The 14,541-nt window shown below is 67.7% G+C and carries 9 protein-coding genes; 6 read left to right on the top strand and 3 right to left on the bottom strand.

The window, feature by feature from the left end; translation table 11 throughout:
- Positions 1 to 31 precede the first annotated feature (31 nt).
- Together JOF57_RS03360 and JOF57_RS03355 are read left to right on the top strand one after the other, a co-directional pair.
- Positions 32 to 568 (top strand): LppP/LprE family lipoprotein, encoded by a 537-nt coding sequence (locus JOF57_RS03360; protein WP_209915765.1) that lies wholly within the window; start codon positions 32 to 34, stop codon positions 566 to 568.
- 40 nt (positions 569 to 608) lie between these two features.
- A complete protein-coding gene (locus tag JOF57_RS03355; RefSeq protein WP_209913622.1) occupies positions 609 to 4,019 on the top strand; it encodes a TM0106 family RecB-like putative nuclease in 3,411 nt (1,136 codons plus the stop codon).
- A 23-nt stretch (positions 4,020 to 4,042) separates the two neighbouring features.
- On the opposite strand, the gene JOF57_RS03350 is transcribed toward JOF57_RS03355, so the two are convergent.
- The gene (locus JOF57_RS03350) at positions 4,043 to 4,339 is read right to left on the bottom strand and encodes an ArsR/SmtB family transcription factor (protein WP_209913620.1); all 297 of its coding nucleotides are present in this window, start codon (positions 4,337 to 4,339) and stop codon (positions 4,043 to 4,045) included.
- 127 nt (positions 4,340 to 4,466) lie between these two features.
- Here JOF57_RS03350 and JOF57_RS03345 point away from each other — a divergent pair, with 127 nt between their 5' ends.
- Entirely contained in the window at positions 4,467 to 5,342 is an 876-nt protein-coding gene (locus JOF57_RS03345; RefSeq protein ID WP_209913618.1) for an NAD(P)H-binding protein, read from the top strand.
- A 70-nt stretch (positions 5,343 to 5,412) separates the two neighbouring features.
- Entirely contained in the window at positions 5,413 to 6,780 is a 1,368-nt protein-coding gene (locus JOF57_RS03340) for an FAD-binding oxidoreductase (protein WP_209913616.1), read from the top strand.
- Here JOF57_RS03340 and JOF57_RS03335 read toward each other — a convergent pair.
- Both JOF57_RS03335 and JOF57_RS03330 read right to left on the bottom strand, forming a co-directional pair.
- The gene (locus JOF57_RS03335) at positions 6,758 to 8,443 is read right to left on the bottom strand and encodes a DHA2 family efflux MFS transporter permease subunit (protein WP_209913615.1); all 1,686 of its coding nucleotides are present in this window, start codon (positions 8,441 to 8,443) and stop codon (positions 6,758 to 6,760) included. The two genes, JOF57_RS03340 and JOF57_RS03335, sit on opposite strands and share 23 nt — an antisense overlap.
- 46 nt (positions 8,444 to 8,489) lie before the next feature.
- On the bottom strand, positions 8,490 to 9,776 hold the full coding sequence (locus tag JOF57_RS03330) for a multidrug effflux MFS transporter (protein WP_209913613.1): 1,287 nt from the start codon (positions 9,774 to 9,776) through the stop codon (positions 8,490 to 8,492).
- Between the two features lie 122 nt (positions 9,777 to 9,898).
- Here JOF57_RS03330 and JOF57_RS03325 point away from each other — a divergent pair, with 122 nt between their 5' ends.
- Positions 9,899 to 10,666: a hypothetical protein gene (locus JOF57_RS03325; protein ID WP_209913611.1), complete on the top strand. Its 768-nt coding sequence runs from the start codon at positions 9,899 to 9,901 to the stop codon at positions 10,664 to 10,666.
- A 144-nt stretch (positions 10,667 to 10,810) separates the two neighbouring features.
- A complete protein-coding gene (locus JOF57_RS03320) occupies positions 10,811 to 14,524 on the top strand; it encodes a multifunctional oxoglutarate decarboxylase/oxoglutarate dehydrogenase thiamine pyrophosphate-binding subunit/dihydrolipoyllysine-residue succinyltransferase subunit (protein ID WP_209913609.1) in 3,714 nt (1,237 codons plus the stop codon).
- The last annotated feature ends 17 nt before the right edge of the window (positions 14,525 to 14,541 follow it).

Raw genomic sequence — 14,541 nt, 5'->3', positions numbered from 1 at the left:
CCCAACTGTGAAACGGGTCGCAGTATTCGCGATGGCCCCCGGGGCCATCTTGGCGGCCGCGCTCACGCTCTCAGGCTGCGGATCGGGCGACTCGACGGTCTCGAAAACCCCCGAGCCCAGCGCCGATCCAGCATCGGCTCCAGCATCGAAATCTGCCGCGAAGGCCGCCCCGGCGCCGGCCCCGCCGGAGGCCGACCCGTGCGCGGTGAACCTGGCCGCCCCCGAGATCGCCAAGGCCGTCTCCGAGTTGCCCCGTGACCCCCGCAGCAATCAGGCCTGGAGCCCCGAACCGCTCGCGGGCAACTACAACGAGTGCGCGCAGCTGTCGGCGGTGATCGTGCGGGCCAACACCAACTCCGAAAACCCCAATACCCGGGCCGTGTTGTTCCACCTCGGCAAGTTCATCCCCACCGGCGTGCCCGACACCTACGGCTTCAACGGCATCGACAAGACGACCAGCACCGGTGACACCGTGGCGTTGCAGTACTCCGGCGGTTTCCACGGGCTGGCCAGCACGGTGAAGTTCCGCTGGAACGGCGGCGGCGTGGAGTTGATGGGCAACACCTAGCCTCCGGCAGGATGTCGGTGACCTCCCCTACAGTGGCAGCGTGTTCGTCACCGATGAAGGCGCGTCGGGTCCGACGGTCATCTACAGCGCGTCGGACCTGGCTGCGGCCGCCCGCTGCGAATATGCCCTGCTGCGCTCGTTCGACGCCCGACTGGGCCGAGGGCCAGCGGTATCATCCGATGACGAATTGCTCGCCCGCACAGCAGAACTGGGCGCCGAGCATGAACAGCGCCACCTCGAACAGCTACGAGCCGACGCTGCACCGTCTGAGGTGACGGTGATCGACCGGCCCGCCTACACGGTGGCCGGGCTGACCACGGCCGCCGAAGCCACTCTTGCGGCGGCGCAACGTCGGGACCCGGTGATCTTCCAGGCCGCGATGTTCGACGGACGGTTCGCCGGATTCGCCGACTTCCTGATCTGGGACGGCGAACGCTACCGGCTGCGCGACACCAAACTGGCCCGATCGGTGAAGGTCGAAGCGCTGCTGCAGCTGGCCGCCTACGCCGATGTGCTGACCGGCGCCGGCGTGCCGGTCGCCGATGAGGTCGACCTGGTGCTCGGCGGCGGCGCGCTGGCCAGCTACCGCGTCGACGACCTGCTGGCGGTGTACCGGCCGCGCCGCGCTGCGCTGCAGACACTGCTCGACGGGCATTTCGCCGCCGATACCGTGGTGCGCTGGTCCGACGAGACAGTGCGAGCATGTTTCGGCTGCCCGGACTGCCAGCAGCAGGTCCGCGAGACCGATGACCTCCTGCTGGTCGCCGGGATGCGGGCCAGCCAACGCGCCCGGCTCATCGAGGCCGGTGTCACCACCACCCATCAGCTGGCCGAATACACCGGCGCGGTGCCCGGGCTGGCGCAGCGCGCGCTGACCGCACTGACCGGTCAGGCCCGGTTGCAAGTGGCGCCGCGGCCCGATGGCAAGCCACCGTACGAAGTGGTCGATTCGCAACCACTGATGCTGCTGCCCGATCCGGACAAAGGCGACCTGTTCTTCGACTACGAGGGCGACCCGTTGTGGACCGTCAACGGCCGCGACTGGGGCCTGGAATACCTGTGGGGTGTTCTCGGCGCGGAGGGGAGTTTCCAGCCGTTCTGGGCGCACGACCGGGCCAGCGAGCGTCAGGTGCTCATCGATTTCCTGGACATGGTTCGCAAGCGCCGCAAGCGTTTTCCCAAGATGCACATCTACCACTACGCACCCTATGAGCGCAGCACCCTGCTGCGACTGGCCGGCCGATACGGAGTGGGCGAGAACGATGTCGACGACCTGCTGCGCAACGGCGTCCTGGTCGATCTTCTTCCGTTGGTACGCAAGAGCATTTGTGTCGGCACCGAGAACTACAGCATCAAATCGCTCGAACCGCTCTACATGGGTACCGAACTGCGCGGCGGTGAGGTCACCAAGGCCACCGATTCGATCACCGAGTACGCGCGCTACTGCGCGCTGCGCGAGGCCGGTGAACACGACGAGGCCGCCACCGTGCTCAAGGAGATCGAGGACTACAACCGTTACGACTGCCGTTCCACCCACCGGCTGCGGGACTGGCTGATCAGCCGGGCGTTCGAAGCCGAAGTACCACCGCGCGGCCCACAACCGGTGCGCGACGGGGCACCGATCGAGAAGGCCGACGCCACCGAACGCAAGCTGCTCAGATTCGCCGGCGACGGCGTGGAAGCCCGGACCGCCGAGCAGCAGGCGGTGGCGCTCATCGCCGCGGCCCGCGGTTTCCACAAACGCGAGGACAAACCGTTCTGGTGGGGCCATTTCGACCGAATCAACAATCCGGTCGACGAATGGGCGGACGGCACAGGCGTTTTCGTCGCGGAACAGGCCCGGGTGGTCAACGACTGGCACACCCCGCCGCGGGCCCGCAAACCACAGCGGCAGGTCCTGCTCACCGGCGCCATCGATGCCGGAGAGCTGGGCACCGAGGTGTACGCGCTCTACGCGCCGCCGGCACCGGCAGGCCTGTCCGACGACCCGGACCGTCGCGGCTTCGGCAGCGCCGCCGTCATCGGCTGCGACAACCCGGACGCACCCACCGAGGTGATGATCACCGAACGCCAACCCACCGGCGGCGACGCCTTCGCCCAGGTACCGTTCGCGCTGACCCCCGGTCCGCCGATCAACACCAAGCCCCTGCAGGCATCCATCGACGGCACGGCAACCACCGTCGCCGCCGGTCTGCCGAAGCTACCCGCCGACGCGGTGACCGATGTGCTGCTGCGCCGCCCACCGCGCACCGTCAGCGGCCGGACACTGCCCCGCGGCGGGGAAACCGCCGCCGACATCACCGCCGCCCTGCTGGATCTGGACTGCTCCTATATCGCGGTGCACGGGCCACCCGGCACCGGCAAGACCCACACCTCGGCGCAGATCATCGCCCGCCTGGCCAACGAACACCGTTGGCGGATCGGCATCGTCGCCCAGTCACACGCGGTGATCGAGCACCTGCTGGATCAGGTGCTCGACGCCGGGGTGGATGCATCGCGGGTCGCCAAGAAACGCAAGGGTGCCGACCCACGGTGGACTGAGATCGACCAGAATCAGTACGCCTCGTTCATCGCCGACCATTCCGGCTGTGTGATCGGGGGCACCGCATGGGATTTCGCGAATGAGACGCGAGTGCCGCGACAATGCCTCGATCTGCTGGTGCTTGAAGAGGCCGGCCAGTTCAACCTCGCCAACACCATCGCGGTAGCCCCCGCGGCGCGCAACCTGCTGCTGCTCGGCGACCCGCAGCAACTCCCCCAGGTCAGCCAGGGCACCCACCCGGCACCGGTCGATGATTCAGCGCTGGGCTGGCTGGTCGAAGGTGCGCACACGCTGCCGGCCGAGCGAGGCTACTTCCTGGACTGCTCGTTCCGGATGCACCCGGCGGTGTGCGGCCCGGTGTCGCGTCTGTCCTATGACGGTCGGCTGCGGTCACACGAACAGGTCAGTGCGGCAAGGACACTCGACGGTGTCGAACCGGGTGTTCGGGTGCTCTCGGTGCCGCACCTGGGCAACTCGACCGACAGTCCGGAGGAGGCCGAGGCGATCGTCACCGCCATCACCGGCCTGCTCGGCACCACCTGGACCGACGAAAAGGGCAGCACACCGCTGGGGCAGGACCACATCCTGGTGGTGACCCCCTACAACGCCCAGGTGACCACGGTGCGTCGAGCGCTCGACGCGGCGGGACTGACCGAGGTGCAGGCCGGCACGGTGGACAAGTTCCAGGGCAGGCAGGCGCCCGTGGTGTTCGTCTCGATGACGGCGTCCGCGGCCGCCGATGTGCCCCGCGGGATCGGATTCCTGTTGAACCGCAACCGGCTCAACGTGGCGATCAGCCGGGCCAAGTACGTCGCGTACATCGTGCGTTCCCCGCAGCTCACCGACTATCTGCCCGGCCAGCCGGACAGCCTGATCGCGCTCGGGGCGTTCCTGGCCCTGACCGACTGACGGACTGACGTGCTCGTACCGACCTACGGACCTGAAACCTGCTGCCCGCGTTCTGCGACCAGCAGGGACAGCAGCCCCGGAAACCGCCGGTCGATCTCCTCACGCCGAAGTAGCACCCCTTTGCGATTGCCGTAATCAGTCAGCTGGATCAGTCCGCTCTCACTGAGCACCCGAAAGTGGTGGGTTGCAGTGGATTTGGTGACTTGCAAGGTAAATGACGAGCACGTGCGTTCGACGTCGGCGCTCGCCGCGGCCAACTCTGTGACAACGCGCCGCCGGTGCGGGTCGGCCAGTGCCGCCAGCACAACCCCCAGCGTCATCTCGGACTGCACTGCTGCAAACCCCCCACCCCCATGTACGACTTGCGTCGTACCTCAGGCATCGCTAACCTCGTGTACGAACTACATCGTACCTTTGAGTGCCGGACACAAGCGGTCAGGAGTCCCAATGAGCCAGAACAACAGTGGAACCGTCGCCACCACCGGCGTCACCGGCGCGTTGGGCAGCAGAATCGCGGCCGAACTCGCCAAGCGCGGGATTCCACAGCTCCTGGTGGCACGTAACCCCACTGCCCTGCCCGAACTCGCCGGGGCACAGCGCCGAGGGCCGGCTGAATATGCCGACGCCGCGGCCATGCGTCGCGCGCTCGACGGCGCGTCGACCTTGATCCTGATTTCCGGACATCCCACCGGCCGGCGCCTGGAAGAACACGCGAGCGTCGTCGAGGCCGGCCTCGACGTCGGAGTGGAACGCGTCTTGTACGTCTCGCTGCTGGGAGCGGGTCCCGTGGCCACCTACCGCAACGCTCGCGACCACTGGCTCACCGAGCAGTTCATCGCCGGAACAGGGGTACGCCACACCATCTTCCGTGCCGGCTTCTACGGTGCGACACCCGCCGCATTGGCCGACGACGATCTCGTCATCAGCGGACCGGGCGGCACCGGGCAGGCCGCGTTCGTCACGCACGCCGATATCGCCGAGGTGGTCGCCACCGTCGCAGCGAATCCGGGTACCGAACACGACAACGCGACCCTCGAGGTCACCGGACCGGAACTGCTCACCTTGGAACAGGCGGTGGCCAAGATCGCCGCGGCCACCGGGCGGCCGTACCGCTATCACCCGGAGACGCTGGAGGAAGCGTTCAGCCGGCGCTGGAAGCAGGGCATCGGCGGAAACCAGATCGAAGCCTGGATCTCCTGGTATCAGGCCATCGCCCGCGGCGACCTCGCGTCCCTGACCGATGTCGTCGAGACCGTGACCGGCCACCCGGCCACACCGATCGAGAGTTCCGACTGGTGGCCCGAACCGAATACGTCGTACTGAGCTTCGACCGCGTGGCGCAGCAAAGAGTGGGCGATATCGAGCAGGTGGATGTTGTGATACACAGATGGCGATGAATGTAACGCTGCTTGAGCAGCTTGCGGGGATCGTCGGCGCTTCCTACGTCACCACCGATCCCGACGTGCTGGACAGCCGCTGCGTCGACCACACCGGGCGTTACCGCGGACAAGCGGCGGCCCTGGTCCGGCCCGGCACCGCCGACGAAGTGGCCGCGGTGCTGCGTGCCTGCCGCGACGCGGGAGCGTGTGTAACGGTGCAGGGCGGCCGAACCTCGCTGGTAGCCGGGACGGTGCCGGAAAACGACGACATCCTGCTGTCCACCGAGCGACTCAACGAGATCGGCACGGTCGACACCGCCGAGCGACGGGTCAGCGTCGGCTCCGGGACACCGCTGGCCGCCGTGCAGCGAGCCGCAACGGCGGCCGGGCTCGTGTTCGGCGTGGACCTGGCCGCACGTGATTCGGCCACCGTCGGAGGGATGGCCTCCACCAATGCCGGCGGTCTGCGCACCGTCCGCTACGGCAACATGGGTGAGCAGGTGCTGGGCCTGGACGTCGCGCTGCCCGACGGGTCGGTGATTCACCGGCACAGCCAGGTGCGCCGCGACAACACCGGCTACGACCTGGCTGCACTGTTCGTCGGCGCCGAAGGCACCCTCGGCGTGATCACCGCCCTCGACCTGCGCCTGCACCCCACGCCCACCCACCGGGTCACCGCGATCTGCGGATTCGCCGACCTCGAAGCGCTGGTCGACACCGGCCGGATCTTCCGTGACCTCGAGGGCATCGCCGCTCTGGAACTGATCGACGCCCGGGCCAGCGCGCTGACCACCGAGCATCTCGGGGTGCCCGCCCCGGTCGAGGGGGCCTGGCAGTTGCTGATCGAACTGGCCGGCGACAGCGACCAGACCGAACGTCTGGCCGATGCACTGGAGGGTGCTGACATCTGCGGCGAGCCGGCCGTCGGCGTCGACGCCGGAGCCCAGCAACGGTTGTGGCAGGTGCGTGAGTCGGTGGCCGAGGTGCTCGGATTGTTCGGCCCGCCACTGAAATTCGATGTTTCGCTGCCACTTTCGGCGATCCAGGGCTTCGCCGTCGCAGCCGCCGAATTGATCGCCGTGCACGCCCCCGAGGCCATCCCGGTGCTGTTCGGCCACATCGGTGAGGGCAACCTGCATCTGAACGTGCTGCGCTGCTCCACCGACGCCGAACCGGCGCTGTACGCCGCGATGATGCCGCTGATCGCCGATTGCGGCGGCAACGTCAGCTCCGAACACGGCGTGGGTTCACGCAAGCGCGACTATGTGGCGATGTCGCGCACCGAGGCCGACATCGCGGCGATGCGCACGGTCAAGACCGCGTTCGATCCGGGCGACTACCTCAATCGCGCGGTGCTGTTCACCCGTCACGCTCGGCCATGAACCTGGCGTAGATGTCCTCCCACTTCTCGGGGTCCTCAGCCAGCGGCAGCGACCGGAACGAATCGGTGACCGCGTCGTCGGCGTCACGCTCGGCACGGTCGTGGTTCACGGTGAACTCGACATAGTCATCGTCATCGTCGTCGCGGGGGTCGAGGTAGGGGTCCGGGTTCGCCGCGACCGCGGGTTCGGCACCGAAACCGATCAGGAACAACGCCGCCACCACTCCGAACAGCGCGATGAACGAAGGCAGGAGCATGGACTGCGACATCGCCGCGGCGAACGGCGCGTGCAGGAACTCCGGCAACTCGGCGACCGCGCCCTCACCGCGCGGCGCCGCACCTGCCGCCCCCGGCATCTCGGCGCCGATGCGCGACGTCATGTACGCCGCGATCCCGGCACTGCCGAGCACCGACCCGACCTGGCGGGTGGCGTTGTACACACCAGATCCGGCGCCGGCCAGGTCCGGCGGCAGGTTGCGCGTCGCGGTCGCCGCCAACGGGGACCAGATGAACGCCATGCCGATGCCCATCACCAACTGCGGCAGCAACAGCCGCCAGATCGGCGTCGTCGGCGTCATCTCCAACGCCAACCAGGTCAACCCGATCGCCATGGCCGAAAAGCCGAAGCCGACCACCGGCGTCGGATGTGCCCGGTCGACGATCCGGCCCACCACCGGCGCCAACACGCCGCTGGCGATGGCCGTCGGGGCGGTCAACAGGGCCGAGCGAATCGGCGACAGCCCGCACACCATCTGGGCGTAGAACATCAACGGCAGGATCATCGCGGTCACTGCGAACCCGATCGTCGCAACGCCGATATTGGCCACGCTGAAGTCGCGATCTTTGAAGATCCGCAGCGGAATCAGCGGCTCATGGGTGTTGACCGCCTGCCAGCACACGAACGCCACCATGACCGCAATACCGACCGCTCCGGTGGCCCAGACCCAGCCCGCCCAGTCCCGCGACTGCCCCTCCTGCAGCGCGAACACGATCAGGAACATGCCGACACCGGACAGCACCACGCCCAGTACGTCGAACCGGTGGGGTTGAGTGGGCAGCACCGGCACCAACCGGACAGCCAGGCCGAGGCCGACAATCCCGATCGGCACGTTGACGAAGAAGATCCACTGCCAGCCCAGACCCCCGACCAGCACGCCGCCGGCCAGCGGACCGACCAGGGTGGCCACCCCCGCCGTCGCGCCCCACACGCTCATCGCCACCCCGCGCCGCTCGGGCGGGAAGATGCGGGTGATCGTGGACAACGTCTGCGGGGTGAGCAGGGCCGCCCCGATGCCCTGCACCACGCGGGCCGCGATCAGCATCTCGATGCTGCCCGCCAGGCCGCACCACAGCGAAGCAGCGGTGAACACGGCCAGCCCGGCCAGGTAGAGATTCTTGGGCCCGTACACATCGCCCAACCGGCCCGCGACGAGCAGCGGCACCGCGTACGCCAGGAGGTAGGCACTGGTCACCCAGATCACGCCGTCGTAGTCCGCGCCGAGCTGCTCCATGATGGTCGGGTTCGCGACCGCGACGATCGTCGCGTCGACCAGGATCATGAAGAAGCCGACCATCATGGCCCACAGCGCGTTCCACGGATTGTCCGGACGCGCGGGCACACTGCCCCGCGGGCTCGGGTTGCGGGCGTTCAACGCTTGGGACATGTCTTCTCGGGTGTCGGCGGGCTCAGCCGACGCTACCCGCGACCACTCAGGCCGGCTCGGCAACCGCTTCCGGAGTGGCGTCGAATGAGTCGCCTGAGTATTCGTCGGGGTCGTCCTCGCCGTTACGCCGACCGACCAACAGCAACGCGGCCAGGGCGATCACCATGCCGGCCGTCATCACCCACGACAGCGCCAGCGCACCGTTGCCAAGGGCCCCGATCGCCGGGGCGACCGCGGCGCCGAGCCCGAACTGCGCCGCGCCCAGCAGCGCGGCTGCCGTACCGGCGGCGTCGGGATGACGCGACAGAGCGACCGCCGGGGCGTTGGGCAGCACCAGGCCCATCCCGGCCAGGATCGCCAGCACCGGCGCCACGAACGCGGACAGCCCGCCCACCTGCGCGACGGTCACGCTGACGAACACCGCTCCGGCCAATGCCGACCAACTCAGCGCTGCCACCGTGATGGCCTGCGGAGAGAACCGGCGCAGCAGCACGACGTTGAACTGTGTGGCGCCGATCAGCGCGATCGCCCCCGCGGCGAACACCAGCGCGAACGCCTGCTGGTCGAGACCGTAGTGGCCCTGCAGGACGAACGGCGCCGCCGAGATGTAGGCGAACAGCCCGGACATGCCCAGCGCGGCGACCAACACCAGGATCACGAATCGGGAGTCACGCAACAGCTCGATGTAGGTGCCGATGATGCCGCTCACGGCGAGCGGGCGCCGGTGGGCGACCGGCAGCGTCTCGGGCAGCGCGAGCGCGGCCATCGCCAACAATCCACCGGCCAGCACCACGAGCACGACGAACACCCAGTGCCAGGACCCGTGCAACAGCACGGCCGCCCCCAACGACGGGGCCAGCACCGGGGCCACCCCCAGCACCAGCATCAACCGGGACATCACGGTGGCCGCCACCGTGCCGCTGAACAGGTCACCCACCACGGCGATGGCCACGACCGAGGCCGCCGCCGCACCCATGCCCTGCAGACCGCGCGCCACCCCGAGGGTGACGATGTCGGGCGCCAACACACACAGCACCGACGCCACCATGTGCAACACGATGCCGACCATCAAGGGGCGCCTGCGTCCCAGCGAATCGGACAACGGGCCGACGATCAGCTGCCCCAGGGCCAGGCCGGCCAGCGTGCCGGTGAGCGTCAACTGAGATACCGAGGACGAGACCGAGAGCTCGTCGGCGATCCGCGGCAACGCCGGCAGATACATGTCGATGGTGAGCGGACCCAGTGCGACGAGCGCACCCAGCACCAGGATCATCCGGATCCGGCCCGGTGGCACTACCGATGTCGTCTGGCCCACGTCGGGCGATGATGCCATGAACCAGAACAGCCCCGCACGTCGGTTTTTTGTTCCCGTGACGGCTGTCACGCTCGGGCACCGGCAACGGGTCGCCGTTCGTTCTCGGTCCGTCAGGTCACGCGATAGCCTGGCAGTCAACGATGGGTTCACACCTGGGAGGCCCCGAAGTGCGAGCGCGGTCCAAAGCCCTGCCGGCGAAGGTCGAAGAGACCGAAGATCCGAGCACCGCTGCAAAGGTGCTCTCGAACATCATCGAGCGCAGCTCGCGCGTCCAGGCCCCCGCGGTCAGGGCGTATGTGGACCGGTTGCGCAGCCACCAACCCGATGCCACCCCGGCCGAGATCGTCACCCGGCTGGAGAAGCACTACCTGGCCGCGGTGATGGCCAGCGGCGCCGCCGTCGGGTCGGCCGCCGCGTTCCCGGGCATCGGAACCCTGGCCGCACTGTCGGCCGTGGCCGGCGAGACCGTGGTGTTCCTCGAGGCCACCTCGGTGTTCGTGCTCGCGGTCGCCGAGGTGTACGGCATCCCCGCCGACCACCGCGAGCGACGCCGCGCACTGGTGCTTTCGGTCCTCGTCGGCGAGGACAGCAAGCAGGCCGTCGCCGACCTGCTTGGCACCGGACGCACCAGCGGTGCGTGGCTGTCCGACGGTGCAGCAACGCTGCCGTTGCCCGCGGTCTCGCAGCTCAACTCCCGGCTGGTCAAGTACTTCGTCAAGCGGTATACCCTCAAGCGCGGTGCGATGGCTTTCGGCAAGATGCTGCCGGTGGGCATCGGCGCTGTCATCGGCGGTGTCGGCAACCGGCTGATGGGTAAGAAGATCGTTGCCAACGCCCGCCAGGCGTTCGGCGCGCCCCCGCCGCGGTGGCCCGCAACGCTGCATGTGCTGCCGTCCGCTAACTCCTGAGCCCTATGGTGACCTCAGAAGGCGCATAAAGGCGATAGCCTTTATGCGGCGGTTACAGCGGGGTCGACTGTCCACAGAAGAACACAAGCGGCAAGCCTCCTTGTGACGGCGAGCCGGACACAAGAATTGAGGCGAGTGTCTGCCGTGAGCAGTTCACCTTCACCATTCGGGCAGAACGAGTGGTTGGTCGAGGAGATGTATCGCAAGTTCCGCGAGGATCCCTCTTCGGTGGATCCGAGTTGGCACGAATTTCTGGTCGACTACTCCCCTGAACCCACCACCGACAACACCGTCGCCAACGGTCAGATGACCGCACCGGCAGCACCTGCCGCGCCCGCCGCCGCACCGGCAGCAACTCCCGCTGCGCCCGCCAAAGCGGCTGCGCCCGCCAAGGCCGCACCGGCCAAGCCGGCTGCGCCCGCCAAGCCGGCCCCCGCCCCCGCCCCCGCCCCCGCCCCTGCCGAGGGTGACGAGACACAGATACTGCGCGGCGCCGCAGCGGCCGTCGTCAAGAACATGAACGCCTCGCTGGAGGTGCCCACCGCGACCAGCGTCCGGGCCATCCCGGCCAAGGCGATGATCGACAACCGCGTCGTCATCAACAACCATCTCAAGCGCACCCGCGGCGGCAAGGTCAGCTTCACCCACCTGCTCGGCTACGCGATCGTGCAGGCGGTCAAGAAGTTCCCCAACATGAACCGGCACTTCGCCGAGGCCAACGGCAAACCCGCCGCGATCACCCCGGCGCATACCAACCTGGGCCTGGCCATCGACCTGCCCGGCAAGGACGGCAACCGGTCGCTCGTCGTCGCCGCCATCAAGCGTTGCGAGACAATGCATTTCGGCCAGTTCATCGCGGCCTACGAGGATATCGTGCGCCGCGCCCGCGACGGCAAGCTGACCGCCGAGGACTTCTCAGGCGTGACCATCTCCCTGACCAACCCCGGCACCATCGGCACCGTGCACTCGGTACCGCGGCTCATGCAGGGCCAGGGCGCCATCATCGGCGCCGGGGCCATGGAGTACCCCGCCGAGTTCCAGGGGGCCAGCGACGAACGCATCGCCGACCTGGGCATCGGCAAGCTGATCACCCTGACCTCGACCTACGACCACCGCATCATCCAGGGTGCGGAATCGGGCGACTTCCTGCGCACCATCCACCAGTTCCTGCTCGACGATGAATTCTTCGACGAGATCTTCCGCGAACTCGGCATCCCTTACGAGCCGGTGCGCTGGCGCACCGACAACCCGGACTCCATCGGCGACAAGAATGCCCGCGTCATCGAGCTGATCGCGGCATACCGCAACCGCGGCCACCTGATGGCCGACATCGACCCGCTGCGCCTGGACAACACCCGGTTCCGCAGCCACCCCGACCTCGACGTCAACACCCACGGGCTGACGCTGTGGGACCTCGACCGCGAGTTCAAGGTCGACGGGTTCTCCGGCAAGCAGTACATGAAACTGCGCGACGTGCTCTCGGTGCTGCGCGACGCCTACTGCCGTCACATCGGTGTCGAGTACACCCACATCCTCGAGCCGGAGCAGCAACGCTGGCTGCAGGAGCGCGTCGAGATCAAGCACGACAAGCCGACCGTCGCCGAGCAGAAGTACATCCTGAGCAAGCTCAACGCGGCCGAGGCATTCGAGACCTTCCTGCAGACCAAATACGTCGGCCAGAAGCGGTTCTCACTTGAAGGCGCAGAGACCGTCATCCCGATGATGGACGCCGCGATCGACCAGTGCGCCGAGCACGCGCTCGACGAGGTCGTCATCGGCATGCCGCACCGCGGCAGGCTCAACGTGCTGGCCAACATCGTCGGCAAGCCCTACAGCCAGATCTTCACCGAGTTCGAGGGCAACCTCAACCCGAGCCAGGCCCACGGCTCGGGCGACGTGAAGTACCACCTCGGCGCCACCGGCACCTACATTCAGATGTTCGGCGAAAACGACATCGAGGTGTCGCTGACCGCCAACCCGAGCCACCTCGAGGCCGTCGACCCGGTGCTCGAAGGCCTGGTACGGGCCAAGCAGGATCTGCTGGATCCCGGCCAGGACGCCGACGTGTCCGGCGAGTACCCGGTAGTCCCGCTGATGTTGCACGGTGACGCGGCGTTCGCCGGCCAGGGCGTGGTCGCCGAGACGCTGAACCTGGCGCTGCTGGACGGTTACACCACCGGCGGCACGATCCACATCGTGGTCAACAACCAGATCGGGTTCACCACGGCACCAACGGATTCGCGCTCCAGCGAGTACTGCACCGACGTCGCCAAGATGATCGGCGCACCGATCTTCCACGTCAACGGCGACGACCCGGAGGCCTGCGCCTGGGTGGCGCGGCTGGCAGTCGACTTCCGTCAGGCGTTCAAGAAGGACGTCGTCATCGACATGCTGTGCTACCGCCGCCGCGGACACAACGAGGGCGACGATCCGTCGATGACCCAGCCGTACATGTACGACGTCATCGACACCAAGCGTGGCTCCCGCAAGGCCTACACCGAATCACTGATCGGCCGCGGCGATATCTCGATGAAAGAGGCCGAGGACGCCCTGCGCGACTACCAGGGTCAGCTGGAGCGGGTGTTCAACGAGGTCCGCGAGTTGGAGAAGCACGCGGCCGAGCCCAGCGAATCGGTCGAGTCCGACCAGCAGATCCCGCAACGCCTCGCGACCGCGGTGGACAAGTCGCTGCTCGCCCGCATCGGCGACGCGCATCTGGCCCTGCCGGACGGGTTCACCGTGCACCCGCGGGTCAAGCCGGTGCTCGAGAAGCGCCGCGAGATGGCCTACGAGGGCAAGGTCGACTGGGCGTTCGCCGAGTTGCTCGCACTCGGTTCGCTCATCGCGGACGGCAAGCTGATCCGGTTGTCGGGCCAGGACACCCAGCGCGGCACCTTCACCCAGCGCCACTCGGTGATCGTCGACCGCAAGACCGGCGAAGAGTTCACCCCGCTGCAACTGCTGGCCACCAACATCGACGGCACGCCGACCGGCGGCAAGTTCCTGGTCTACAACTCGGCGCTGTCCGAATACGCTGCAGTCGGTTTCGAGTACGGCTACTCGGTGGGCAACCCCGACGCAATGGTTTTGTGGGAGGCGCAGTTCGGCGACTTCGTCAACGGCGCTCAGTCGATCATCGACGAGTTCATCTCCTCCGGCGAGGCCAAGTGGGGCCAGCTCTCCGATGTTGTGCTGCTGTTGCCGCACGGCCACGAGGGCCAGGGTCCCGACCACACCTCGGGCCGTATCGAGCGCTTCCTGCAGCTGTGGGCCGAGGGTTCGATGACCATCTCGGTCCCGTCGACCCCGGCGAACTATTTCCACCTGTTGCGCCGGCACGGTATGGACGGCATCCAGCGCCCGCTGATCGTCTTCACCCCGAAGTCGATGCTGCGCAACAAGGCTGCGGTCAGCGACATCCGCGATTTCACCGAGCAGAAGTTCCGCTCGGTGCTCGAGGAGCCCGCCTACACCGACGGTGAGGGCGACCGCAGCAAGGTCACCCGGGTCCTGTTGTGCTGCGGCAAGATCTACTACGACCTTGCCGCCCGCAAGGCCAAGGACAACCGCGACGACGTCGCGATCGTGCGTCTCGAGCAGCTCGCCCCGCTGCCGCGGCGCCGGTTGGCCGAGACGCTGGACCGGTATCCGAATGCCACCGAGAAGTTCTGGGTGCAGGAGGAGCCGGCCAACCAGGGCGCCTGGCCGTCGCTCGGCCTGACGCTGCCCGAGGTGCTGCCGGACTACTTCACCCCGATGAAGCGCATCTCGCGGCGCGCGATGTCGGCTCCGTCTTCAGGGTCGTCAAAGGTGCACGCCGTCGAGCAGCAGGAGATCATCGACCTGGCGTTCGGCTAGAAACCGTTAACTTCATC

The organism is Mycolicibacterium lutetiense (assembly GCF_017876775.1).
Taxonomy (GTDB): domain Bacteria; phylum Actinomycetota; class Actinomycetes; order Mycobacteriales; family Mycobacteriaceae; genus Mycobacterium; species Mycobacterium lutetiense.
Note: the sequence above shows the minus strand (reverse complement) of the source record. Positions and strands in the feature narration are given on the sequence as shown.